Annotated in this window: 24 protein-coding genes; 14 read left to right on the plus strand and 10 right to left on the minus strand. The window is 71.5% G+C overall.

Annotation, left to right across the window (positions count from 1 at the left end; all coding sequences use genetic code 11):
- Positions 1-19 precede the first annotated feature (19 nt).
- The 5 genes from AC08OU_RS00365 to AC08OU_RS00385 form a co-directional block, all read right to left on the minus strand.
- Entirely contained in the window at positions 20-391 is a 372-nt protein-coding gene (locus tag AC08OU_RS00365) for an L-rhamnose mutarotase (RefSeq protein ID WP_476604044.1), read from the minus strand.
- 95 nt (positions 392-486) lie between these two features.
- Positions 487-1,524, minus strand: a complete 1,038-nt coding sequence (locus tag AC08OU_RS00370) for a substrate-binding domain-containing protein (protein WP_476604045.1) — start codon at positions 1,522-1,524, stop codon at positions 487-489.
- A gap of 72 nt (positions 1,525-1,596) precedes the next feature.
- Positions 1,597-2,592: an ABC transporter permease gene (locus AC08OU_RS00375; protein WP_476604046.1), complete on the minus strand. Its 996-nt coding sequence runs from the start codon at positions 2,590-2,592 to the stop codon at positions 1,597-1,599.
- A complete protein-coding gene (locus tag AC08OU_RS00380; protein ID WP_476604047.1) occupies positions 2,589-3,758 on the minus strand; it encodes an ABC transporter permease in 1,170 nt (389 codons plus the stop codon). Before AC08OU_RS00380 ends, AC08OU_RS00375 begins: the two co-directional genes overlap by 4 nt.
- Complete coding sequence (locus AC08OU_RS00385; protein ID WP_476604048.1) at positions 3,755-5,263, minus strand: sugar ABC transporter ATP-binding protein; 1,509 nt, start codon at positions 5,261-5,263, stop codon at positions 3,755-3,757. The genes AC08OU_RS00380 and AC08OU_RS00385 overlap by 4 nt, the downstream gene beginning before the upstream one ends.
- A 243-nt stretch (positions 5,264-5,506) precedes the next feature.
- Between AC08OU_RS00385 and AC08OU_RS00390 the strand changes: the two genes are divergently transcribed.
- Complete coding sequence (locus AC08OU_RS00390) at positions 5,507-6,544, plus strand: LacI family DNA-binding transcriptional regulator (protein ID WP_476604049.1); 1,038 nt, start codon at positions 5,507-5,509, stop codon at positions 6,542-6,544.
- Positions 6,545-6,703: 159 nt separating this feature from the next.
- A complete protein-coding gene (locus tag AC08OU_RS00395) occupies positions 6,704-7,147 on the plus strand; it encodes a DUF6918 family protein (RefSeq protein ID WP_476604050.1) in 444 nt (147 codons plus the stop codon).
- 236 nt (positions 7,148-7,383) lie between these two features.
- Here AC08OU_RS00395 and AC08OU_RS00400 read toward each other — a convergent pair whose 3' ends face one another.
- Complete coding sequence (locus AC08OU_RS00400; RefSeq protein WP_476604051.1) at positions 7,384-7,818, minus strand: VOC family protein; 435 nt, start codon at positions 7,816-7,818, stop codon at positions 7,384-7,386.
- A 463-nt stretch (positions 7,819-8,281) separates the two neighbouring features.
- Here AC08OU_RS00400 and AC08OU_RS00405 point away from each other — a divergent pair, with 463 nt between their 5' ends.
- The 3 genes from AC08OU_RS00405 (at position 8,282) to AC08OU_RS00415 (ending at position 10,316) form a co-directional block, all read left to right on the plus strand.
- Positions 8,282-8,905, plus strand: coding sequence for a TetR/AcrR family transcriptional regulator (locus tag AC08OU_RS00405; RefSeq protein WP_476604052.1), 624 nt, complete (start codon positions 8,282-8,284; stop codon positions 8,903-8,905).
- Positions 8,906-9,210: 305 nt separating this feature from the next.
- A complete protein-coding gene (lepB, locus tag AC08OU_RS00410; protein WP_476604053.1) occupies positions 9,211-9,912 on the plus strand; it encodes a signal peptidase I in 702 nt (233 codons plus the stop codon).
- The gene (locus AC08OU_RS00415) at positions 9,909-10,316 is read left to right on the plus strand and encodes a hypothetical protein (protein ID WP_476604054.1); all 408 of its coding nucleotides are present in this window, start codon (positions 9,909-9,911) and stop codon (positions 10,314-10,316) included. Before lepB ends, AC08OU_RS00415 begins: the two co-directional genes overlap by 4 nt.
- A gap of 181 nt (positions 10,317-10,497) precedes the next feature.
- Here AC08OU_RS00415 and argG read toward each other — a convergent pair whose 3' ends face one another.
- A complete protein-coding gene (argG, locus tag AC08OU_RS00420; RefSeq protein ID WP_476604055.1) occupies positions 10,498-11,916 on the minus strand; it encodes an argininosuccinate synthase in 1,419 nt (472 codons plus the stop codon).
- Positions 11,917-12,003: 87 nt separating this feature from the next.
- Complete coding sequence (locus AC08OU_RS00425) at positions 12,004-12,900, minus strand: hypothetical protein (protein WP_476604056.1); 897 nt, start codon at positions 12,898-12,900, stop codon at positions 12,004-12,006.
- Between the two features lie 231 nt (positions 12,901-13,131).
- On the opposite strand from AC08OU_RS00425, the gene AC08OU_RS00430 reads away from it, so the two are divergent.
- From AC08OU_RS00430 to AC08OU_RS00455, 6 genes are all read left to right on the plus strand, one after another.
- Positions 13,132-14,268: a sensor histidine kinase gene (locus tag AC08OU_RS00430; protein WP_476604057.1), complete on the plus strand. Its 1,137-nt coding sequence runs from the start codon at positions 13,132-13,134 to the stop codon at positions 14,266-14,268.
- Positions 14,265-14,951, plus strand: coding sequence for a response regulator (locus AC08OU_RS00435; protein ID WP_476604058.1), 687 nt, complete (start codon positions 14,265-14,267; stop codon positions 14,949-14,951). The genes AC08OU_RS00430 and AC08OU_RS00435 overlap by 4 nt, the downstream gene beginning before the upstream one ends.
- A 123-nt stretch (positions 14,952-15,074) precedes the next feature.
- The gene (locus AC08OU_RS00440) at positions 15,075-15,761 is read left to right on the plus strand and encodes a DUF2306 domain-containing protein (protein WP_476604059.1); all 687 of its coding nucleotides are present in this window, start codon (positions 15,075-15,077) and stop codon (positions 15,759-15,761) included.
- Positions 15,762-15,796: 35 nt separating this feature from the next.
- Positions 15,797-16,309 (plus strand): NAD(P)-dependent alcohol dehydrogenase, encoded by a 513-nt coding sequence (locus tag AC08OU_RS00445; RefSeq protein WP_476604060.1) that lies wholly within the window; start codon positions 15,797-15,799, stop codon positions 16,307-16,309.
- A complete protein-coding gene (locus AC08OU_RS00450; RefSeq protein ID WP_476604061.1) occupies positions 16,306-16,617 on the plus strand; it encodes a zinc-binding dehydrogenase in 312 nt (103 codons plus the stop codon). The genes AC08OU_RS00445 and AC08OU_RS00450 overlap by 4 nt, the downstream gene beginning before the upstream one ends.
- A 425-nt stretch (positions 16,618-17,042) precedes the next feature.
- The gene (locus AC08OU_RS00455) at positions 17,043-19,115 is read left to right on the plus strand and encodes a S9 family peptidase (RefSeq protein ID WP_476604062.1); all 2,073 of its coding nucleotides are present in this window, start codon (positions 17,043-17,045) and stop codon (positions 19,113-19,115) included.
- On the opposite strand, the gene AC08OU_RS00460 is transcribed toward AC08OU_RS00455, so the two are convergent.
- Positions 19,093-20,103, minus strand: a complete 1,011-nt coding sequence (locus AC08OU_RS00460) for a bifunctional helix-turn-helix transcriptional regulator/GNAT family N-acetyltransferase (protein WP_476604063.1) — start codon at positions 20,101-20,103, stop codon at positions 19,093-19,095. The genes AC08OU_RS00455 and AC08OU_RS00460 overlap by 23 nt on opposite strands.
- Positions 20,104-20,279: 176 nt before the next feature.
- On the opposite strand from AC08OU_RS00460, the gene AC08OU_RS00465 reads away from it, so the two are divergent.
- Positions 20,280-21,257 carry a S1C family serine protease gene (locus tag AC08OU_RS00465; protein WP_476604064.1) on the plus strand — a complete coding sequence of 326 codons (978 nt, stop codon included), beginning with the start codon at positions 20,280-20,282 and terminating at the stop codon, positions 21,255-21,257.
- 83 nt (positions 21,258-21,340) lie between these two features.
- On the opposite strand, the gene AC08OU_RS00470 is transcribed toward AC08OU_RS00465, so the two are convergent.
- Complete coding sequence (locus AC08OU_RS00470) at positions 21,341-22,105, minus strand: hypothetical protein (RefSeq protein ID WP_476604065.1); 765 nt, start codon at positions 22,103-22,105, stop codon at positions 21,341-21,343.
- Between the two features lie 192 nt (positions 22,106-22,297).
- Between AC08OU_RS00470 and AC08OU_RS00475 the strand changes: the two genes are divergently transcribed.
- Both AC08OU_RS00475 and AC08OU_RS00480 read left to right on the plus strand, forming a co-directional pair.
- The gene (locus tag AC08OU_RS00475; RefSeq protein ID WP_476604066.1) at positions 22,298-23,293 is read left to right on the plus strand and encodes a hypothetical protein; all 996 of its coding nucleotides are present in this window, start codon (positions 22,298-22,300) and stop codon (positions 23,291-23,293) included.
- Between the two features lie 142 nt (positions 23,294-23,435).
- A complete protein-coding gene (locus tag AC08OU_RS00480) occupies positions 23,436-24,284 on the plus strand; it encodes an SAM-dependent methyltransferase (protein WP_476604067.1) in 849 nt (282 codons plus the stop codon).
- Positions 24,285-24,306: the final 22 nt, after the last annotated feature.

Raw genomic sequence — 24,306 nt, forward strand, 5'->3', positions numbered from 1 at the left:
GTCGGGGGCTCCGTCTCGTTCATGCGTCGTCGACCAGCCCGGCGGTGCCCGGTCCGTTGTCGCGCAGTTGGTCCTCGAGGTTGAAGACCTCCCGCAGCAGCAGGAAGCCCTCGTCGGGCCTGCGGCCGTCCAGTCCGACGAAGAACTCCGCCATCTCGGCCTGCCACCGGCGGTTGACGTCGGTCGCCTCCATGGCCGCCTGCGCGGCGTCGAGGTCCGGGCTCTCCACGTATCCGACGAGGAGGCCGTCCGGGCGCAGGAAGAGGGAGTAGTTGTGCCAGCCCGTCTTCTGTAGCGCGCGCAGCATGTCCGGCCACACGGCCCGGTGCCGCTCGACGTACTCGTCGATCCGGTCCGGGCGCACCTGGAGGAGGAAGCAGTAGCGGGGCATGCGGTTGGTCCTTCCCCTCGCAGGCAAGCATCGGCCGGGAGGTGCGGCAGGGCCGCCTGGTGTGGCGACCCTGCCGCGGCGTGGTCAGATCAGGATCAGAAGTTGAACTGGTCGATGTTGGTGGGGGTGAACTCCTGCGGCGGGCCGACGATGATGACACCGTCGCTGTCCGCGGTGTAGCTGTTCCCGCCCGCGGTGACTCCCTTGGCAGGGTCCCCGCCGCTGGCCTTCGTGGCGGCCGCGTAGACGCCCAGGTAACCGAGCATCGACGGGTCCCACAACCCGAACGACTTCACCGTGCCGTCCTTGACGTAGGCCTTCATCTCGCTCGGCAGGCCGAGACCGGTCACCTGCACCTTGCCCTTGTACTGCGAGCCGCTGATGTACTTGGCGGCCGCCGCCACGCCGACGGTGGTGGGGGAGATGATCCCCTTCAGGTTGGGATGCGCCTGGAGGAGCGCGGCGGCCTTCTCCGCGGACTTGGCGGCGTCGTCGTCGCCGTAGACGGTGTCCACGAGCTTGAGCTGCGGGTAGTTCGGCAGCTCCTCCTTCATGAAACCGATCCAGGCGTTCTGGTTCTCCGCCGTGGCTGCCGCCGACAGGATCGCGACCTCGCCGCCGGCAGAGCCGATAGCGTCCGAGACCCACTTGACCTGGGCCTTGCCGATCTGGTCCGGCGTGGTCGGCGTGATCATGACGGTCCGGGCGCTCGTGTCGGCGACGTCGGCGTCGTACGTGACGACGGCGACACCGGCGGACTGGGCCCGCTTGAGCGCCGGGACGACGGAGTTGGCGTCAGCCGCAGAGATCACCAGTGCGTCGTACCGCTTCTGGATCACGTTGTTGATGAACTGGACCTGAGCGGCACCGGTCGCCTGGGTCGGACCGACCTGTTCGCAGGTGGCCTTGATCTCGGCACAGGCCTTCTCCGCGCCGGCGAAGGCGGCGTCGAAGTACGGGATGTTGATGGCCTTGGGGAGAATGGCGATCTTCAGGTCGGACTTGACGCCGCCCTCGGAGGCAGCCGAGCTGGACGAGCTCCCGGGACTGTCGTTCGAATCGCCGCCGCAGGCGGCCAGGAAGGTGGCCAGCACGGCGGTGGCCGCCAGCATGCCAAGACGGGTAGGACGCATGACTTCTCCTTGCATGGCGACGGATTGGTGACAGTGGCCGAATCGCCGGCCGGGCGTGGTGCGCTTGTGGTGTCAGGGCGCGGCGGGCACGGCCTGGGCCGCTTCCGCCGCTCTTGCTCGCCGTTCTCGCAGGGCCTGCCAGCGGGTGGCGACGACGGGCACGACGACCGACGCGAGCAGCAGGCCGCCGGTGATGATGGTCAGACCGTTGGGCGGCACGTCCTGCAGCTGCAGCAGCGACCGCACGGCTCCGAGGAACAGGACGGCGCTGGCGACACCCCAGATCGTGCCGACGCCACCGAAGATGGACACCCCGCCGAAGAGCACGGCCGCGATGACGGCGAGCTCGAAGCCGATGGCGCCGTCGGGCCGGGCGCTGGCGAAGCGCAGGTCGTAGACGATTCCGGCCAGCCCGGCGACCGCACCACTGGCGACGAACAGCCAGAACTTGAGCGGCGGGACCGGGATCCCCGCGAAGCGCGCGGCCTCGGGGCTCTGCCCCGTCGCGAACACCCACCGTCCGACCCGGGTGAGGTGCAGGACGACGCCGAACGCGATGGCCAGCACCACCAGGAGCGGAGTGACGTAGGGAAGCGGCGTGCCGGGGATCGTGGAGAAGCCGAGGTTCGTCCAGCCGACCGGAAAGTCGGCGACCGATGTGTCACCCAGGAGCGCGTAGCACAGCCCGCGGTACAGGCCGAGCGTGCCGATCGTGACGGCGAGCGAGCCCAGTCCCAGCTTGGTCACCAGGAAGCCGTTGACGGCGCCGCAGGCGACGCCGGTCGCCACGGCGGCCACGGCGGCGACCGGCATCGATCCGGTGGCCTGCCACGCGATGCCGAGGACGCAGCCCGACAGCGCCGCCGTCGAGGCCACCGACAGATCGATCTCGCCGGTGATGATGAGTAAGGTCATGGGGAACGCCAGCAGCATGATCTCGCCGATGTCCTGCAGCACGAATCCGAGGTTCGAGCCGTTGGCGAAGTCCGGGTTGATCAGGGCGCCCACGCCGACGGTGAGCACGAGGAGGCCGAAGACGGCCCGGTCCCAGGTGACGTAGCGGCTCATCGGAGCGCCTCCCGGGTGGGTTCGTCAGCGGGTCGCCCGGTCGACCCGGCGCCGGTGACGGCCGAGGCCCGTCCCGGGGCGGTGGCGCCGGCCTCCGGGGAACCCGGGGCGAGGGACGACCGCAGGCGTGCGGCGGCCACCCGTGCCGCGCGCTCCCGTCGCAGGTGGACGAGCCGATCGGCGGTGATCGCCACGATGAGCAGGAGGCCGTTGATGGCCTGCTGCCAGAACTCGGGCACGGACAGGGCGCTCAGCGATACGCCCATCGTCTTCAGCAGCATCGCGCCGAGCAGCGCGCCGAGCACCGTGCCCGAGCCGCCGAAGATGTTGACACCGCCGACCACGCAGGCCGCGACCACCGGCAGCTCGTATCCGATGCCGGCGTTGGCGTCGACGCCGCCGAAACGGGCCAGGAAGAGCACGCCCGCCAGCCCGGCGCAGGCACCGCTCACCGCATATGCGAGCAACGTGCGACGAGCGACGGGGATGCCGACCAACAGCGCGGCGGGCGGGTTGCTGCCGCAGGCGTAGAGGTCACGCCCGGCGTGCCGGGTACGCATGAACCAGCCTCCGGCGACCGCGGCCGACAGGCAGACCCACATGAGCCAGGGGACCCCGAGGAACCCCGTGACGCCGAACCGGACGACGTCCGTGGGCAACTCGTCCGCGTTGATCCGCGTGCCCCCGGTGAGCAGGGCCTGGATCCCCTGGTAGACGTACAGCGTGCCGAGGGTGACGACCAGCGCGGGCAGCCGCAGCGCCGCCACGAGCAGGCCGTTGACGAGCCCGGCCGCGACGCCGACCGCCAGCCCGGTGAGCAGGACGACGGCGAGCGAGCCGTCGGTGTTCCCCTCCACCACCGATCCCGAGACGAACGCGGCGAGGCCCAGCACGGAGCCGACCGAGAGGTCGACGTGCCGCATCACGAGCACGAAGGTCTGACCGACCGCCATCAGGCCGGTGATCGCGATCGCAACCATCAGGTCGAACCGGCCCTGGGGGGCCAGGAATCGGGGATTGACCAGGGTCGTGGCCACCAGCACGAGGATGAGGGCCCCCGCCACCGGCGCCTCGCGGCTGCCGAGGACGGCGCGCAGGCGACCGGGCCGGCGTGATGCCCCGGCCGCGCCGGGGGGACCTGCGGTGTCCGGGAGCGTCGTCGTCATGCCGCCGATTCCTGACCGGTCGCAGCGAGCATGACCCGTTCCTGGGTCGCCTCCGCGCGTGTGAGCGTGGCCATCAGACGGCCTTCCCGCATCACGAGCACGCGGTCGGCCATGCCGAGTACCTCCGGCAGCTCACTGGAAATCATGAGGACGGCGAGTCCCTGCGACGCCTGCTCCGAGAGCAACCGGTGGACCTCGGCCTTCGTGCCGACGTCGATGCCCCGGGTCGGTTCGTCGACGACGAGGAGGCGGGGGCCCGTGGCGAGCCACTTGGCGAGCACGACCTTCTGCTGGTTGCCGCCCGACAGTCGCTCGACCGGTTTGTCGAGCCCGCCGTGCCGCAGGTCCAGGCGCTCCGCCCATTCGGCGGCCAGCTCCGTCTCCGACCGCTCCCGGACGATTCCGCGCCGGGCCAGCCGGGCCAGGACGACCATGGCCGTGTTCCTGGCGATCGACGCGGGCATGAACAGGCCCTGCTGGCGCCGGTCCTCGGGTACCAGGGCGACCCCGCGGGCGAGTGCCGCGCGCGGGTCGCGCGGCGGCAGCGGCGTTCCGAGCACTTCCACGCTGCCCGCGTCGTAGCGGTCGATCCCGAACACCGCCCGGACGACCTCGCTGCGGCCCGAGCCGACGAGGCCGGCGAAAGCGACGATCTCCCCGGCCCGCACGTCGAAGCTGACATCGTCGAAGACCCCGTATGCCGTGAGGTTCCGTACCCGCAGCACCACGTCGCCCGGCCTCGTGTCCAGCTTGGGGAACAGTTCGGTCAGCTCGCGGCCCACCATCCATCGGACGACCTCGCCCGGGCTGGTGTCCGCGACCCGGCAGGAGGTGACGGTCGAACCGTCGCGCATGACCGTCAGCCGGTCGCACAGGAGGAAGACCTCGTCGAGGCGGTGGCTGACGAAGACGACGGCGGCGCCCCCGTCCCGAAGGCGCCGGGCGACGTCCAGCAGCCGGTCGGCCTCGGCCGCCGACAGCGCCGCGGTGGGCTCGTCCATGACGATGACGCGGGCGTCGGTGGACAGCGCCTTCGCGATCTCGACGATCTGCTGGTCGGCGATGGACAGGCCCTGCGCCCGGCGCTCGGGATCGAGGTCCACCCGGAGTTGCCGGAAAAGAGCGGCCGCCTGGTCGCGCATCGCGTCCCAGTCCACGGCACCCATGCGGGCGGTCGGCTGGCGGCCGATGAAGACGTTCTCCGCGATCGTGAGGTCTGGGAAGAGGCTGGGCTCCTGGTAGATCACCGCGACGCCCTGCTCGAGCGAGCGCCGGGTGCTGCCCTGCTCGAAGACGTCCCCGGCGATCCGGATCTCGCCCGCGTCGGTGCGGTGGACCCCGGCCAGGGCCTTCAGCAGGGTGGACTTGCCCGCGCCGTTCTCGCCCAGCAGAGCGTGGATCTCGCCGGCGTACAGCTCCACCGAGGCATCGCGCAGGGCACGAACGCCCCCGAAGGCCTTCGCGACATGGGAGACCTGGACGAGCGGAGCCGTCGTTCCTGTCACATCGCCTCCCGCATCGAGTGGTCCGGGGAAATTGAAACCTTTTAAAATCTGGGCCGAACGTATGTGGCCCATGTCTCAGGTGTCAAGAGCAAGTTGCGGTAACGTTTCTGCATCGTCGGGATGCATGGGCGGCCCGCCAGGGCTTCTCACGCATTGCGAGCTGGACGAGCCGAGTACTTCTGCGCGAACTTGGCTGCTGATACGTTTCATCCCGACGGGGGATCGGGTCGCAAGGGAGGCCAGGTGTCGTCATCGAGCATCAAGGATGTCGCGGCACGTGCCGGCGTCTCCATCGGGACGGTGTCCAACGTCCTTAACCGGCCGTCGCTCGTTCGGCCGAACACGCGCAAGCGGGTGGAAGCGGCGATCGCGGAGCTGGCCTTCGTCCGGAACGAGTCGGCCCGGCAGTTGCGTGCCGGTCGCAGCCGGACGCTGGCCTACCTCATGCTCGACGTCGCCAACCCCTTCTTCACCGACGTCGCGCGGGGAATCGAGGAGGTCGCGAGCTCCCACGGCCTGTCGCTCTACCTGTGCAACAGCGACAACCACGCCGACCGCGAGAACGACTACCTCGAGGCGCTGCTCCAACAGCGGGTACTCGGCGTCTTCGTGACGCCGGTGGACCCGCACAGCGAAACGCTGGCGACGCTGACCGCTGCCGGAGTCCCGGTCGTGATGCTCGACCGAGCGGCGCCCGACGGTTTCGTCGGGTGCAGCGTGTCCGTGAACGACGTCGAGGGCGGCGACCTGGCCGTGACCCACCTCCTTGAGCTCGGCCACGAGCACATCGCGTACGTCGGCGGGCCGAACTGGATCGCGCAAGCGCGGGACCGCCTGCTCGGCGCCCGCGAGGCCGTCACGCGCGCCGGCCACGCCGCCGACCAGATCGTGGAGCTCGCCACGGACGGGCTCACCGCGGCCGAAGGCCGCCTGGCCGGCGAGCGCCATCTCGGGCTCCCCGCGCGGCGCCGTCCCACCGCGGTGTTCTGCGCCAACGACCTGCTGGCGCTCGGCTTCCTGCAGCAGATGGTGTCGCACGGCGTGGCGGTGCCGGACGACGTGGCGATCGTTGGCTACGACGACATCGAGTTCGCGGCCGCGGCGGCGGTGCCCCTGACGTCGGTCCGCCAGCCGCGCCACCTGCTCGGGCGCACCGCGGCGGAGCTCCTGCTCGATGAGGCGTCCGAGGACGGGCAGCATGCGCATCAGCGGATCGAGTTCACGCCCGAGCTCGTCGTGCGGGCTTCGACGAGGGCCCGCCGCGCGGACCGGATCGCTTGAGAGCCGTCGCGGATCCGGGCGCGGGGTGCCCCGCCACCCGCTGTGCGGTCCCGGGGAGCGATGCGGCGCGGGTCACCAAATCGCAACGGCCTGCACGGGGTGAGACGCAAATCGGTACGGTCGCCGTGTTCTCGACACGACTTCCCTGGGAGATCCAGAGTGCCTCCGCTGACCGACACCCTGCTCAATCCTGCCGTCGCCCCCTCGGTCCAGAAAGACGTCCGTGCCCTGGTGGACGCCGAGGTCTCCGACAAGAAGGGCGCCTCCGGACTCGCGCTCAAGGCTGGCTACGGTGCGGTGAAAAAGGTGCACCCGACGGTTGTGGAGGAGGCCATCGACAAGCTGTGGCCCGCTTTCGTCTGGCACCTCGACTCGTTCTGGCAGGAGTGGTCGGCCGCCCCGTCGGGCACGTTCTCGGACTACCTCGTCGCGCGTCGGGACGAGGCCGCGGAGGCCCTGCTGTCGGTGACTGACGAGCGCGTCGAGATCACGAAGAAGGCTGCGATCAGGAAGGCCTACGGTTCGTTGCGCGGGACGGCCAAGAGGCACGTCGTCGACGCGCTCCCGCGCGTCGGCGAGGTCGTGCAGAAGCACGCCGGCTGACGGCGACGACTCGGCGCGCTGTCGGTCACCAGGGTGAGGGGACGGCGTCGGTGCAGAAGAAGGTCGGTGCAGAAGAGCCGGTCAGCACCGTGGCCGCCCTCGGGAGTCGGCCGCCGTCAGCGCGACCTTTACCCACTCCCGGGGCGGCTGGTCCGAACCCGCCGGAAGTGACCAGCGCTGCACTCCGGACCACGCGCCCGGCCGGGTCCGGATCCAGCGCCAGTGCGGTGACCGCACTAGTCGAGACAGAACTCGTTGCCCTCGATGTCCTGCATCACGAGGCACGACTCGTTTACGTCATCGGCAGGCAGTAGTTGCAGGCGCACCGCACCGAGCGGGACCAGTCGTGCGCATTCGGCCTCAAGCGCGGCCAGGCGCTCTTCACCCACGAGCCCGGTGCCGACCCGCACGTCAAGATGCACCCGATTCTTGACGACCTTGCCTTCGGGAACGCGCTGGAAGAACAGTCGGGGGCCCACACCTGAGGGATCGATGCACGCGAACGCCGAACCCCGACGCTCGGGCGGCAGCGCGCGATCGAAATCGTCCCAAGTGGCAAAGCCCTCCGGTGGCGGCGGTACGACGTACCCCAACACGTCGCACCAGAAACGACCGACGCGCTCAGGCTCTGCGCAGTCGAAGGTGACTTGGAACTGCTTGACCGACGCCATCGGTCCACCATAGAGGCGGGGTGCTTCGTCGGCTCCAGATCTCAGCCTGCGGGAGGGCGGCACGCGCGTGGGGCAGGGCGCTGTCCTGAGACGACGGTCAGCTCCGCCAGGATGCTGGGACCCGTCGCAACCCGACTCGGCAGAACTGGCCTGAAATCGTTTGCGACATCGCTGTCAGCGGACTTTTGCTGAGTCGGGTTGCGACCGCCCCGGACAGGTGCGCCCGTCCGCCAGACCGCGAGCCTGGCAGGCGGGCTGCACTACCCCTCGACCTGCACTACCCCTCGACGCCGCCGGAACCGAGGCGCGTGAGTGAGAACCACGTGGCGAGCCAGGACGACCTTCCCCTCCGAAGTCGCACGGCACCGCCGAGAAGGAGCCAACCAGGATCCGCAGGACAAGGACAGCTTAGCGAACGAACTTGTTCGTGGTGAACCGAAATGTTCGTGGATACGCTTGCCGAATGGAGTCGGTCAGCGGCGGCCAGCTACCTCGTGGCCGCCATCGCCTCACCAGGGAGCAGGTCGTCGCCTCCCAGCGCGAACGGATGGTCGCGGCAATAGCCGATGCGGTGACGGAGAAGGGGTATGTCCGCACCACGGTGGGTGACGTCATCCGGCGAGCCGGCGTCTCCCGCGAGACCTTCTACGAGCAGTTCGCCGACAAGGAGGGGTGTTTCCGGGCGGCGTACGCCGGCGCGGTGGATCGGGTCATCGACGCCATCACGAGCGCTCTCGCTGAGGCCCCGGACGAGCCCGCCGTCCGGTTCGACCGGGCACTCGCCGCCTACCTCGGTGTGCTGCACGACGATGCCCCGTCCGCCCGCACGTTCCTCATCGAGGTGTACGCGGCGGGCCCGGCCGCGATCGAAGAGCGGATGGAGCAGCAGAGCCGATTCGTGGATCTCATGGCCGACGTGATCGGCGCCCGGTCGTCACGAGACCGGTTCGCGTGCGAAGCGCTCGTCGCGGCGGTCAGCTCGCTGGTGACCAGCCGGGTCGGTAGCGGCCGGATCACCGAACTCCCGGACCTGCACGGCCCGCTGATGGACCTGTTCCACCGGTTGGACGAAGGCATGGGGGAGTGATCTGGAGGTTGAGCCCTCCGACCTGATCGCACCAGTCGGTGTCACCTTGGGTATCGGTAGTCGGCAGCGCCGGCCGTGTCACGGTTAACGTCGTGGGAACCGGGGTCGGCGCAGCGGCCGCTCACGTCGTCCTGACCGCGGAGGGATTCGTGACCGGCTAGGGCAGCTCGGACGCGTGGCGAGTCGGACGCGTGGCGAGCCCCGGCTCGGAGAGGAACCCCGAGCCGCGCGCGCACGTTACGCCGTCCAGCGGCCGGGGCGGCGACGGGTGGCAGGTCGCCGGCGCACGTTGATCGGAGGGGACAATGGAAGCACCGGCTCCCGAGCAGACGGCTCCGGCGGCGCGCGCAGGCAGCTTGGTCCGCGAGGCGGTGATGGTCGTCGTCCTCGCGCTCGCGCTGTCGCTGCTGCTCAAGACGTTCCTGGTGCAGGCGTTCTCGATCCCCTCCGGCTCGATGCAGGACACGCTGACGCTCGGCGACCGGGTGCTGGTGAGCAAGCTGACGCCGGGGCCGCGGGAGCTGCACAGGGGTGACGTCGTGGTGTTCGCGGACCCCGGGAACTGGCTGGACACACCGGTGGCCCGGCCGCGCAGCGCGGTCGGTGATACGGTGCGCGGCGCCCTGGCCTTCGTCGGCCTGCTGCCGTCGGACTCCGGGGAGCACCTGATCAAGCGGGTGATCGGGTTGCCCGGCGACCGGGTAGCGTGCTGTGACAGCGCGGGCAGGGTGACCGTGAACGGCAGCCCGATCCAGGAGCCGTACGTCCACCCGGGCGACCCGCCCAGCACGCTGCCGTTCTCGGTCACCGTGCCGCAGGGGCGGCTGTGGGTGATGGGTGATCATCGCTCGATGTCCCGGGACTCCCGCTACCACCTGACGGAGAACGGCGGCACGGTCCCGATCGACGGCGTGGTGGGACGGGCGTTCGCCGTCGTGTGGCCGTTCGGCCATGCCCAGCTCCTGGAACGGCAGACCGGAACCTTCGCGACGGTGCGGGCACCGTGAGCACCGGGCGGATCCGCGGGGTTCACCTCGACGAATTGCCCGTGTTGCAGGACATCGAGCGGGTCGCCGGAGAGGTGTTCCGCGACGTCGGGATGCCGCAGGTGGCGGACGACGAGCCGTTTCCTCTGGCGGTGCTCGCCGGCTACCAGCGGGCGGGTCACGCCTGGGCCGCCACGGACGGGTCCGGGGCGCCGATCGCCTACCTGGTCGCCGATGTCGTGGACGGCAACCTCCACATCGAGCAGGTCTCGGTGCATCCGCGCTGCGCGTGTCGGCCGGCTCCTCATCGAGCACGTCGCGGAGCGCGCGGCCGCGACCGGGTTCGGGGCATTGACCCTCACGACGTTCGCCGACGTTCCGTGGAACGCCCCCTACTACGCCCGCTGCGGATTCCACGCCCTTGACGACGGCGACCTGACGCCCGGCCTGGTGGCCCTCCGCCGACGTGAGGCGGCACACGGCCTGGACCGCTGGCCGCGAATCTGCATGCGCCGGGATCTCTAGTGGGCCCCCGCCTTCGCTCGCCGGCCAAGTCGTGTTGGGACTCCGTTTGGGGGTCCAGACCCGACCCAGATAGATCGGTCGTCAGTCGGTGCCGGACTCCATCGCCGCGTCGTCCAGGCGTTCGGCGCCGCCGTCGCCGGTGCTGCCGACCCGCTCGATCTGCTTCGCGCCACCGGGTTCCAGCCGGCCGACCAGCGCGTCCCTGTCGTCGCCGAGCATTCCCTGTGCCGCGTAGAGCTCCAGCTTCTCCCGGGAGTCGGCGATGTCGAGATTGCGCATCGTCAGCTGGCCGATCCGTTCCACCGGACCGAAGGCCGCGTCCTCGGTGCGCTCCATGCTGAGCCGCTCGGGCCGGTACGTCAGGTGCTGGCCGGCGGTCTCGAGCACCGTGTAGTCGTCACCGCGCCGCAGGCGTAGCCGGACCTCGCCGGTGATCGCGAACCCCACCCAGCGCTGGAGGCTCTCGCGCAGCATCAGCGCCTGCGGGTCCAGCCAGCGCCCCTCGTACAGCAGCCGTCCCAGGCGCCGGCCGGAGTCGCGGTAGTTCGCGATCGTCTCCTCGTTGTGGATGGCGTTGACCAGGCGCTCGTACGCGCTGTGGAGCAGGGCCATGCCGGGTGCCTCGTAGATTCCCCGGCTCTTGGCCTCGATCACCCGGTTCTCGATCTGGTCGGACATGCCGAGTCCGTGGCGCCCCCCGATGCGGTTCGCCTCGTGCACCAGCTCGACGGGATCCGCGAACTCCCGGCCGTTGATCGCAACGGGTCGCCCCTCCGCGAAGGTGACGCTCACCTCCTCCGCCGCGACGCTCTCGGACTCGTCCCAGAAGCGGACACCCATGATCGGCTGGACCAGGTCCATCGGCTCGTCGAGGTGCTCCAGCCGCTTGGCCTCGTGGGTGGCTCCCCAGATGTTGGCGTCCGTGGAGTAGGCGCGCTCGGCGCCGGCCCGGTACGGCAGGTTCCTTTCGGCCAGCCACAGGGACATCTCGGTGCGGCCGCCCAACTCCTTGACGAAGTCGGGGTCCAGCCAGGGTTTGTAGATGCGCAGGTTGGGGTTCGCGAGCAGGCCGTAGCGGTAGAACCGCTCGATGTCGTTGCCTTTGAACGTCGACCCGTCACCCCAGACCGACACGGCGTCGTCGCGCATGGCCTGCACCAGGAGGGTGCCCGTCACCGCCCGCCCCAACGGGGTCGTGTTGAAGTAGGTGCGCCCTGCGCTGCGGATGTGGAAGGCGCCACACATCAGCGCGATCAGGCCCTCCTCGACCAGGAGACCACGGCAGTCGACCAGCCGCGCGATCTCCGCGCCGTACTGGAGTGCCCGGTCGGGGACGGACCCGATGTCCGGTTCGTCGTACTGGCCGAGATCGGCGGTGTAGGCACAGGGGACGGCGCCACGTTCCCGCATCCAGGCGACCGCCACCGAGGTGTCCAGACCGCCGGAGAACGCGATGCCGACCCGGTCCCCCAGGGGGAGGCTGACCAGAACCTTGGACATTGCGGCAGGCTAGCGGCTCCCCGTGGCCGTTCGATGACGTGACCTGCCGACGCCCGGGCCGGCGGCTTCCGGCCGGCGGCTTCCGGCCTACGGTTCGGCGGTTCCGGCCGACGGTTCGGCGCGGTCCACGGCCGCGCTGCCCACGCCGCTGTCCAGCGCGACGTCTACGCGGTCGTCGGCGTCGGTCCAGTCCCGGCTCGCCAGCGTGGTCCCGGCCGCGATGCCCTGCCGCTGCTCGTCGTCGAGCGTCGCCGATCCGGCACCGTCGGCGAACTTCATGCGGGCCGGGACGCCCTCGGGCAGGTGAACGGTGACGCTTCCGGCGCCACCTGAGATCCGCGTCGTCAGCGTGCCGCTCGGCCGTGGCAGCCGCTCCTCGATGGCGGCAACACCCTCGTTGACCTCCACCGCGGCGACGCGGCCGCGGGACAGGTCCAGGTCCAACCGCTTCGCGCCGCCGTCGACGACGACCGTCCACCGCACGCCGCGGGCCAGCCGGACCGTGACGTCGACCGCGTCGCCACCGGCGTCCTCGTTCTCGCGCGTGGACAGCGTCAACCGGGTGCCTTCGCGGTCCAGGACCGGCACGGCGCGCGAATCCGCGGGCGCCGTGGCCACGGCGAGTTCGCCGCTGGGGTCGCCGTCGGCGACGATCGTGAGGGAGTCGGTGCCGCTGGCGACGTTGAACGTGCCGGAACTCATGCCGGTCCCGGCGACGGCGGCCCGGTGGTCGCCGGCGTCGGCGGCGCGGTCGAAGTACGAGCGCGTGGCCGCGTACGTCCCCGCCAGCCCCAGGATCAGCAACAGCACGATCAGGATCACGAGCCGGTCCGGCGTCGACCGCCTTCCACCGGCGGGAAGCGGCTGAGTCGGATCCCCGCCGGACGGCGTCTGCGCCGGGAGCCCGTCGGCCGGCGTCGGGATCGGGATCGGGTTCGGGTTCGTCGGCGGTGTCGCGTGCTCGGTTGCCGAAAGCTCCAACACGTCCAGATCCTCCTCTTCGCGCACGCCTAACGCGCGCCCGCGCGGGCGCGTTCGGCTCAGGACTGGACCCTCGGCCGGTTCACCGCGGTCAGGCGCGGCGACGTGGCCAGGCCTTTCGTCATACGCAGGGCGGGTCCGGCGTGGTTCAGGCGGGTCGCCTGAACGGGCGGGTGCAAAGCGGACGTACTTTGGGCCGAGGGACGGCGCGGCCGTCCCTCGTATCCTGAACCGGTGCACGGTCTGCTGCGTTCGGTGTGGGACGAGCCACGTGCCCCGAACGCGCCCGCGCGGGTGTGGCGCGACTGGGTGCTCGTGAGCCTGCTCGTCCCGACCGCCCTGATCGAGGGAGCGCTACGCCCCACGATGCACGCTCGGACCGCCTCGGCGATCCTGGTCGCCGCGCTGATTCCCACGCTGCTGTGGCGCCGGACCAGACCCCTCCTGATGGTCGCCATCGCATTCGGTACCTGCACCATCGCCCCGGTCCTGCTCCGCGGTGAGCTCGAGATAAACACCAACGCGTACGTCGTGCTCCTGGCCTACGCGCTGTTCCGGTGGGGGTCCGGGCGCGAGGCTCTGCTCGGCGCCGTGATCATCTATTTCAAGCTCGGGTTCTCGGTGCTCCTCGGCTACATGACTTTCGGTGACCTCACCGCCGGGCTGTCCATCCTGACCGCGATCATGGCGATCGGCGTCACGTTCCGGTACCGCTCCAGGGCGCGCTCGCGCGAGCTCGACCAGGTCAAGCTCCTCGAGCGGGAGCGGCTGGCGCGCGACCTGCACGACACCGTGGCCCACCACGTCTCGGCGATGGCGATCCGCGCCCAGGCGGGTCTTGCGACCGCGGCGACGAACCCGGACGCCGCCAGCGACGCGCTGCGGGTCATCGAGGCCGAGGCCTCCCGCGCCCTGACGGAGATGCGCACGATGGTGCGCTTCCTGCGCGACGACCAGCCGGCGGAGCTCGCACCCAACCCCGGTATCGCCGACATCGAGCACCTCGCGATCCGCGCGGGTGCGGGCCCGGACGTCGAGGTCGAGATCTCCGGTGAGCTGCGCGACGTCCCGCCATCCGTCGCGGCCGCGATCTACCGCCTGGCCCAGGAGTCGGTCACCAACGCCCGGCGGCACGCGCGCCACGCGACCCGCATCGAGGTGCGCGTGGACGCCGACGACACCGCCGTCCACCTGCGGGTCCGCGACGACGGCGTCACCAGCTCCGTGCGCCCGGCGGCCCTTCCCGGCTACGGGCTCATGGGAATGATCGAGCGCGCCAACCTGCTGGGCGGCACCTGCGAGGCCGGTCCGGACCCCGACCAGGGCTGGACGGTCAGCGCCGTGCTCCCCAGGACCGGGTGGGCCACGTGACGATCCGGGTGATCGTCGCCGATGACCAGGAGATCGTCCGCACCGGGCTCAAGATGATCCTCGACGCCCAGCCGGACATCGAGGTGATCGGCGTGGCCGCCGACGGGAACAGTGCCGTGGAGCTCGCGCGGCGGCTGCGGCCGGACGTGTGCCTGCTGGACATCCGGATGCCGGGCATGGACGGCATCGAGGCCGCGCGCGTCCTCGCCGGACCGGCCGTGGAGCAACCCATCGCCGTCGTCGTCATCACGACCTTCGATCTCGACGAGTACGTCTACGCCGCCCTGCGTGCCGGTGCCCGTGGCTTCCTGCTCAAGGACGCCGGCCCGGAACTGCTCGCCCAGGCCGTCCACGCCGCCGCCGGCGGCGAGGCGCTCATCGCCCCCAGCATCACCGCCCGGCTGCTGCAGGCGTTCGCCGACTCGGGGCCGTCGGGGCCGTCGGGGCAGCCTGTCGAGCCGCTCACCGACCGCGAGGAGCAGATCCTGGTCAGCGTGGCTCAGGGACGGACCAACAGCGAGATCGCCACGGACCTCTACATCACGCTCAGCACGGTCAAGACCCACATCGCCAGCCTCATGGCCAAGCTCGGCGCCCGGAACCGCGTCGAGATCGCCATGTGGGCCTACGAGACCCACCGGGTCCGGAACGTTGCCGGTCGGCGGGAGGCCCCCGGCCGGTGACACGAGTCTCGGGTCCGGGACTCGGAACGGCCGAAAGTACTACTCCGGCGTCGGAAGATGGGCCGGGTCAGGTCGGGCCTGTACTCCGATGAGCCGCAGGGCGAGAACCGCCACGATCGATCCATGACCTCCTCAGCCAGGACCTCGCGACTCGTCCCCGGCGGGCTGCTCGCGCTCTGCGTCGTGCCGGTGGCCGCCGGGACCTTCCGCATCAGCCAGCTCGTCGGCGGCGCCGAGGTGACGGCGGAGAACGCCCGGTTCTTCGCCTCGCCCGTGCCGGTGGTGGTGCACATCGTCGGTGCCAGCCTGTTCGGCGTCCTCGGTGCGCTGCAGTTCGTGCCGCGCCTGCGGCGTCGCCGGCCCGGCTGGCACCGCCGCGCCGGCCGGATCGTGGTGCCCGGCGGGCTCGCGGCGGCACTGTCCGGGCTCTGGATGACGGTGTTCTATCCCAAGCCCGCCGGCGACGAACTCCTCTCCGCCTTCCGGCTCGCCTTCGGTTCGGCGATGGCGGCGAGCCTGGTCCTCGGTTTCCTCGCGGTCCGGCGCCGGGACTTCGCCCGCCACCGCGTGTGGATGATCCGCGGCTACGCGATCGGCATGGGTGCGGGCACGCAGCTTCTTACTCTCGGGCCATGGATGGCGATCGCCGGGCCACCGCACGGGTTCACCAGGGCGGTGCTGCACCTCGCCGGCTGGGTCATCAACATCGCCGTCGCCGAATGGATCCTCCACGGAGGGCACACCCATGGGACAGGTTCCCGTCCTGCCGTCCGCAGGCTCGACGTCGTCACCGACGCCGCACGTTCGTAGGGTCTCGCAGGCGCGGATCGAATCAAGGAGAACTGATGAAGGCGATCGTCCAAGACGGGTACGGGACCAGCGATGTCCTCGAATGTCGTGACGTCGACCGGCCGGTACCTGGGGCCGGCGAGGTGCTGGTGAGGGTTCACGCGGCATCGGTCAACGCGTACGACTGGCACTTCATGCAGGGCGACCCGTACATCTTCCGGCCGACGATCGGGTTCGCCCGGCCCAGGGCCAGGATCCGGGGGAGGGACTTCGCCGGGACGGTGGAGGCCGCCGGCAGTGGTATCCAGCACCTGCGCCCGGGGGACGAGGTGTTCGGCGAGGCGGACGGCGCGTTCGCGGAGTACGTCTGCGTCGCGGGTGACGCCGTGGACCTGAAGCCGAGGAACCTCACGTTCGAACAGGCGGCCACCATGCCGCTGGCCGGGAACACCGCCCTCATCTGCCTCCGGAAGGGGGAAGTGGGACCGGGTCGGCGCGTCCTCATCAACGGGGCGTCCGGCGGCGTCGGGACGTTCGCCGTCCAGCTGGCCAAGGCGGCGCTTCCGTGACCGGCGTCTGCAGCACGAGGAACCTCGACCTGGTCCGGTCGATCGGCGCGGACCAGGTCGTCGACTACACGCAGGAGGACTTCACCCGCAGCGGCGAGCGGTACGTCGTCGTCGATCTGGTGGGGAACCGCGGCCTGACCGCGCTGCACCGGGTGCTGGCGCCCGGGGGACGGCTGGTGCTGTCCGGCGGCGGAACGTCCAACGGCGTCAGCCTCGTGGGACCGCTGAGCCTCTTCATCCGGGCGCGGATCGTGGCCCTCTTCGCCGGGGGTCGGCTCGCCGGCGCGATTCAGGTCTGGCCCGGGTGATCCGCGACTGTCGCAACTCCACTCGGCGAAAGTCCGCCGACAGCGATGTCGCAAACGATTTCAGGGCAGTTTTGCTGAGTCGGGTTGCGACCCGACCCGATCGCGCCCGGACGGGATAGGCACGTTCCGCGTGTTCGACCGGACGTCGCCGGACCAGATCCCGCGTCGTCCACGAACGCGACCCGTGGATCAGCCGACCGCGCGAACTCGGTCCTGTTTCGACCCCAAAACGGGGTCCAGACGCGACTCAGTCTGGGGGAGTCAGGGTTCAGGGGAGTCAGGTTCACAGGCCCTGCGACGTGCGACGGCGACGACCGTGGCGGCGGTTCCGGTGGCGGAGGCGAGCGCCCGGGACACGCCGTTGTCCCGCCCCCTGGCGTCGATTGCACGATCGACGCGGTGAGGGCGGGCAGTAGCCTGCACCCATGCCGGAACGGATCAGGGGGGAGCGCCGGCTGCCGTACGGCGCTTGGCCGTCGCCCATCTCGGCCGCCGACCTCGTCGGCGGCGCGGCCAACCCCACCGACGTGTGGGCCGAGCCGTCCGGTGCGGTCTGGTGGTCGCTGACCCGGCCGGACCAGGGCGGCCGCGTCCAGGTCGTCCGCCGCGACCCGGACGGCACGGTCCACGACGACGTCCTGCCCGCCGACTTCAACGCCCGGACCGGCGTACACGAGTACGGCGGCGCCGCGTGGTGGGTGGGCGGCGGCGTGCTGTTCGCGACGTCCTGGGCCGACCAGCGCCTCTACCGCGTGGACCCGGGCACGTCGCCCGCCCCCCTGACGCCCGAGCCGGCGACGCCGCGCGCACTGCGGTACGCCGACGGCCGCGTGACGCCGGACGGCCGGACCGTGATCTGCGTGCGCGAGACCCACGAGCCGGGAGCGGGCGCGGAGGGTGTCCGCAACGAGATCGTCGCGCTGCCCGCCGTCCCGGAGACGGACACCCCGCCCGAGCCCAGCGTCCTGGTCAGCGGGTTCGACTTCGTCGCCGCTCCCCGCATCAGCCCGGACGGGAGCCGCCTGGTCTGGCTCACCTGGACCCACCCGAACATGCCGTGGGACGCCACGGTCCTGTGGGTGGCGCAGATCCAGCCGCTCGGTGGCGATCCCGAGGCCGGGCAGTGCCGCCTGGTGCGACCCTGCCCGGTGGCCGGGGGTGGGGGCGAGGCCCTCGTGCAGCCCGAGTGGGGTCCGGACCTCGCGCTGTACGTCGTCTCCGACCGAAGCAACTGGTGGAACGTCTACCAGGTCAAGGGCGTGGAGAAGCTGCGGCCCCAGGTGGTGCCGGTGCATCCCGTCGAGGCCGAGGTCGCGCTGCCCGCCTGGGAACTCGGCCAGAGCCGGTACGCGGTCGGCCCAGACGGGACCGTGTGGTTCACGTACTCCGCGTCAGACGGCGCGCACCTGGTCCAGGTGCCGGCCGAGGGCGAGGCGAGCGACGACGTCCTGCCGTACGGGCGCCTGGCCGCGCTGCGGCACGTCGGCGACGGCGCCGGGTTGGTCGCCATCGCAGCCCAGGACACGGCCGAGCCGGCCGTCGTCGGCATCAGCCCGCGGGCCGGCGGTGGCAGGCCGAAGACGTCGGTGTTGCGCGCTCCCCGCGACCTCGGACAGAAACTCGGCCTGACTCCGGCCGCCATCTCCCGGCCGCAGCGCGTCAGCTTCCCGAGCGCCAAGGGCCGCACCGCGTACGGCTGGCTCTACCTGCCCGTGGGCGCCGACGTCGAGGGCTTGCCGGACGAGCGGCCGCCCCTGCTGGTCACGATCCACGGCGGCCCGACCGGCTCGGCGGACCCGTCGTTCAAGCTCGGCATCCAGTTCTGGACGTCGCGCGGCTTCGCCGTAGTCGACGTCGACTACGGCGGCAGCACCGGCCTCGGGCGCTCGTACCGGCGTCTCCTGGACGGTGCCTGGGGCGTCGTGGACGTCGAGGACGCCTGCGCGGCCGCGTCGTGGCTCGCAGACGAGGACCTGGTGGACGGCGGGCGCCTGGCGATCCGGGGCGGGAGCGCGGGTGGCTTCACGACGCTCGCGGCGCTGGCCACCCGCGAGGTCTTCGCGGCGGGGGCGAGCCACTTCGGTGTCGCCGACCTGGCGGCGCTCGCGCGGGATACGCACAAGTTCGAGTCCCGCTACCTGGACCGGCTGGTGGGGCCGCTGCCGGGCGCCGCCGACGTCTACACTCAGCGCTCACCCCTGTCGCACGTCGACGGCTTCGACCGGCCGCTCATCGTGCTGCAGGGCGCCGAGGACGCGATCGTCCCACCCGCGCAGTCCGAGATGATCGTGAACGCGCTGGACGCCGGCGGCGTGCCTCACGCGTACCTGTTGTTCCCCGGTGAGCAGCACGGGTTCAGGCGGTCGGACAACATCATCCGGGCGCTGGAGGCGGAGCTGTCGTTCTACGGCCAGGTGTTCGGCTTCGAGCCGGCCGGGGACATCCCGCCGGTCGAGATCGTGCACGGCCAGAGGCTCACGCGGGCGCAGCCGTCCTGACGTTCCGCGCGAGGTTCCGGTCGACTTCGGTCTGGCCTTCGGTCTGCCGAGGAACGTCCGGGCGCAGGTCCAGGTACCAGAACTGGCCGACCAGGTCGTGCCCGAAGCTGTGGTGCTGGTGTTCCCGCTCGAGGGCGAAGCCCTTGGCGGCGTAGATGCGGTGCGCGTCGGCGAGGATGCTCTGCGTCCACAGCACCATCCGCCGGTAGCCCGCGCGCCGCGCGAACGCGATGCACTCGTCGACCAGGCGCGAGCCGATCCCCATGCCACGCGCGTGCGGCTCGACAAGCAGCAGGCGCAGCTGGGCGACGTCGGGGTCCTCCGGGACCTGCACGCAGAACACGCACCCGACGGGCTCGCCGTCCACCTCGGCGATCCAGCAGGCCTGGCGCCGGGCGTCGTCGTTCTCGACATAGTCGGCGACGATTCGGGCGACGGAACCCTCGAAGGTGGCGTCCCATCCGTAGGTCCGGGCGTAGAGCTCGCCGTTGCGGGCGATGATCCAGCCGGGGTCGCCGATCCTCATCGGGCGGATCAGGTAGGGCTCGGGGCGCCGGGTGCGGGTGAGCGCGTCCTGGACGATCCGCATCGCGGTGACGACCTGGCGCCGCTCCTCCGGCTGGAAGTCGCGCAGGATGGCGGCCGCCTGCTCGTCGGACAGCCGGTCGAGGTCGGTGATCGCGGCGCGCCCTGCCGCGGTGAGCCGCACCACCTGGCGGCGGCCGTCGTGCTCGGACGGCGTGGTCTCCAGCAGCCCCTGATCGCGCAGCCGCTGCACGACGCGGGACAGGTAGCCGGCGTCCAGCTCCAGCTCCCGGCGCACGTCGACGAGGTCCGCCGGCTCGCGCCGGGCCAGCTCGAACAGGACCCGGCCCTCGGTCATCGAGTACGGCGAGTCGTGGATGTGGGCGCGCAGCAGGCCGGCTACCCGCGTCCAGGTGCGGTTGAAGGCCCGGAACTGGGCGATGTCGGCCCTGTCGACGTCCATGAGGGTCTCCCCGGTGCCCGCAGATTTCCCGGCCATGTCTGCCCCCAGCAGAGAGATGTTTGACTCTGTCTAACACTTTGGGATGTCGGCGGCAAGGGCATCAATTCGACGCGTTGCACGTTGCTGAGTAATCACGTAATCAGCGCAAGTGCGCCTGGACGAGCCCCTGGGGAACGATGAGCACCAACGACCCCGACGACATGCCACCCGACGACATGCCACCCGACGACATCGAGCCCCTCGCGCTCGACGCCTACTCCACGATCGTCACCACCGTCGCCGAGGCCGTGCTCCCCGCGGTCGCCTCGCTCTCCGTGCAGAGCCGCCGCGGGATGGGTGCGGGCAGCGGTGTGGTCCTCACCTCGGACGGCTTCATGCTGACCAGTGCCCACGTGGTCGGGCTCGCGTCGTCGGGGCGCGCGGCGTTCGCGGACGGCACCCAGTCGGGGTTCGACGTCGTCGGCGCCGACCCGCTGTCCGACCTCGCGGTCCTGCGCGCCCAGGGTCCGGTGCCCGCTCCCGCCCGGCTGGGGGATGCCGCCGGCCTGCGGGTGGGTCAGCTCGTCGTCGCGGTCGGCAACCCCCTCGGGCTGGCCGGGAGCGTGACGGCAGGGGTGGTGTCCGCGCTCGGGCGGTCGCTCCCGACGCGGGCGGGGAGCACCGTCCGGGTCGTCGAGGACGTCATCCAGACCGACGCCGCCCTGAACCCCGGCAACTCCGGCGGTGCGCTGTGCGACAGCTCGGCACGTGTGATCGGGGTCAACACGGCGGTGGCCGGCATCGGGCTCGGACTGGCGGTGCCGGTCAACGACACCACCCGGCGGATCATCGCGAGCCTGATGAGCGAGGGCCGCGTCCGGCGTGCCTACCTCGGCATCGCCGGGGCGACCGTCGCGCTGCCGCCGCCGGTGGCGGAGCGGGTGAAGCATGCGAGCGGCGTCCGCGTCGCCGAGGTCGTGCCCGGGTCGCCGGCCGCGGCGGGGCTGCGGCCCGGTGACCTGCTCCTGCGGCTGGACGGCGTCCCGGTCAACAGCAGCGGCGACCTGCAGCGGATCATGACGGTCGAGTCGATCGGCCGGCGGATGGAGGCGACCGTGCTGCGCAACGGGGCCCTGGTCGACGTCGTGATCGTGGTGAGGGAGCTCCAGGCCTGAGCCACCCTCCAGGCGACTGAGTCGTGTCTCGACCCCAAAAAGGGGTCCAAACATGACTCAGTCTGCTCTGGGCCAGGTCCGGGTCAGGCGTCCGGTGGGATCGTGGTGATCTCGGGTGTCCCGGCGGACTGGATCGCGCCGAACGCCGCGAGGAGCACCAGCGTCAGGCCGAGCAGCACCGCACTGCCCGCGCACCCGCGCACGAGCGGATGCGTCGTCGGCTGGACGCGCAGGGCCGCGGCCAGGCCGAGCACTGCGGCGATGATGCCGCCGCCACCCACACCGGCGGTGAACTCCGTCAGGCTCTGGCCGAACGCCTGCCCGCCGTTCGTCACCAGCACGAATATGGACGGCGCGGTCGCGATGCAGGTGGCGAAGGCGAACAGTGCGCCGGACAGCCCGAGGGACTCCGGTCCGGCGACGACCGCGACCAGGTTCGCCAGCGGCGAGTCGGGTGCCGGGGGAATCTCGGCCGCCGGGACGCCACCGGCCGAGGAGGATCCGCCGATCGCAGGCAAGCCAGTCGCCGGCAAGCCAGTCGCCGGCAGGCCGGGCGCCGGCGTAGCCGGACCCGCTCCCGTCTGGTCGTGACCGGCCAGGCCCGGCTCGTCGGATGACGGCGCCCAGGCGACGTCCCGTGGCCGTTCCCCGAGATCCAGCGCCGGGGTCGAGCCGGTCGCTGGGCCGGTTCGGCCCGAGGTCCCGAACCCGATAGCGTCGTCGTCGTGACCCGTCCGCGGTGACGGCGCCGCGGCGGCCAGGGTGCCGGGCTCGGGTAGCGACACGACGGGAGGCCGCGCGTCGCGGGCGGGACGGTCCTCGTCGCTGCCGTCGCCGAGGATTTCCACCTCTGCACGGTACCTCCGCGCGCCGGTCCGGTGAAGATCGCCGCCGTCGCGGCAGAGAACCCGGTCACATTTCGCCGGGGGCGGCAACGACGACGCCTCGCCGGGCGATGTACGGGGAACGGCGGCACACTGGCGGCCATGCCGTTGCCTTGAGGCCATCCACCGCGAGCAGTTGAGAGGTTTCGTCCCCCGATGTCGCGTCCCACCGAGACCGGCCCGATGACCCCCGACCTCGGAAACGGCGCCCGCGCCACCGGCGCCGACGAACGCGCGCGGAAGCTCGCCATCAGTCCGGCTCAGATCGGCGCCAGCGCCGGAGCGGCCGTGACGTCCGCGCTCGGCGCGTCATTCCTCGGGGCCGGCGGCACGATCACCGGGGCCGCCGTCGGAGCCGTGATCTCGTCGGTGGCCGGCGCGATCTACAACCACTCGCTCGAGTCCGCCGGTGAGCGGCTGCGCGACAGCAAGGTGCTGGTCAGCAAGGTTCCGGCGGGGCTCAAGTCGGCGAGTCCCGGAGCCGTGCCGGTGCACCTGGGGGACGTCACGGCGGGTGCGCGCCGTCAGGCGGCCGCGGCGGAAGGCCCGCAGGGGCGCACCGAACCGCCGGCCGAGCAACCCACTGAGGCGCTCGGACTACAGCCCACCGAGGCCCTTCCCGGGGGCGAAGGCGCGAGCGCGGGCGAGACCACGCTCGAGCCCGCCGTCATCACCGCCACCCAGCAGGTGCCGGCCGTGCGCTCGCGGCGGCGCCCGCTCGCCCTCCTCGGCGGGATCTCGCTGGCCGGGTTCGGCCTGGCCATCGGCGCCATCACGCTGGCGGAGTCGTTCCTCGGCCATCCGGTGTCCGGTGGCGACGGCGGGACGACGGTGTCGAGGGTGGTGGACTCCTCGTCGACCGACACGTCGGATCAGCGGACTGACCCGGCTCCCACCGAGACGCCGTCCGCGCCCGACGAGACCGGCTCGCCCGAGCCCAGCTCGACGTCCACGTCCGGCGAGGAGCCCACGTCGACGACGGAGCCGACGGAGCCGACGGAGCCGGCCACCGAGCCGCCCGCGGAGAGCACGACCGAGCCCGCGCCGAGCGAGCCGACGGAGACCGGCGGCGATCAGGACGGTGCCTCGGGAGGTGACGGCGAGGTGGGCGCCGGGGCCAACCTGACCCCGACCCCCGGCGCGACGAACTGACGCAGTGGCCCAAGCCTGTCGCCGTCCGGTGGGTTTGCGCCCGCCGAGTCGCGCCCCGATGGGCGCGCTGCGACAACACGCGCGGCGGCGCTTGGCCGAAATCGCCTAGCTCCACCGGAAAACGTGACCGCATCCTCCCGACATGGACGGCGAATCGGGCTCGGCCCTTCCGGGCCTCGACTCCGTCGCGGGTCACTACGACCAGCTGGACGACGTCTACCGGGGGGTCTGGAGCGACCACGCCCACCACGGCCTCTGGCGCACCGGCCGCGAGCCGGTGGACGAGGCCACCCGCGCGCTCGTGGACCTCGTCGCAGACCTCGCGCAGGTGACCGGCGGCGACCGGGTCGTCGACGTCGGTTCCGGGTACGGCGCCACCGGCAGGCACCTGGCCGGCACGCGTGGCGCGAACGTCGTCGGCGTGACGATCTCGCGCCGCCAGTACGACGCAGCCCTCGCCCACGACCACCGTGACCCACGCCTGCGCCACGAGTTGCGGGACTGGCTGGCCGGCGGGCCGCCCGACGGGTCCTTCGACGTCGCCATCGCGATCGAGAGCGTCGGGCACATGGACGTTCCGGCGGCGCTCGCCGAGTGCCGCCGGGTGCTCGCTCCCGGTGGCCGGCTGGTGATCGCGGACCTGGTCGCGGGCGACGACGTCCCGGGGTGGCAGGTGAAGCCGCTGCTACGGGACATGGAACGCGAGTCGTACCTCCGGCCACTGCCCACACTCGAGGACTTCCGGGGTGAGGTTGCCGCAGCGGGTTTCGTCGTCGACGACGTCCACGACCTCACCCGGCAGGTGCGCCCCACCTGGCCGAGGGCGGTGCGCCGGCTCGTCGCGCGGCTGCCCAGGGATCCTGCCGTACGGCGGGCCGTCTTCACCGACTCCTACTCCAGCCGGGGCTTCCTTCTTGCCATCCTGCGTATGACGCTCGCGTACCGCCTGGGCGCCGTCCGGTATTGCGTTCTCGCGGCGCACGTTCCCTGAGAGCCTGTTTTGGAATTCCGCG

It is taken from the genome of Frankia sp. CcMO1, from assembly GCF_977945845.1.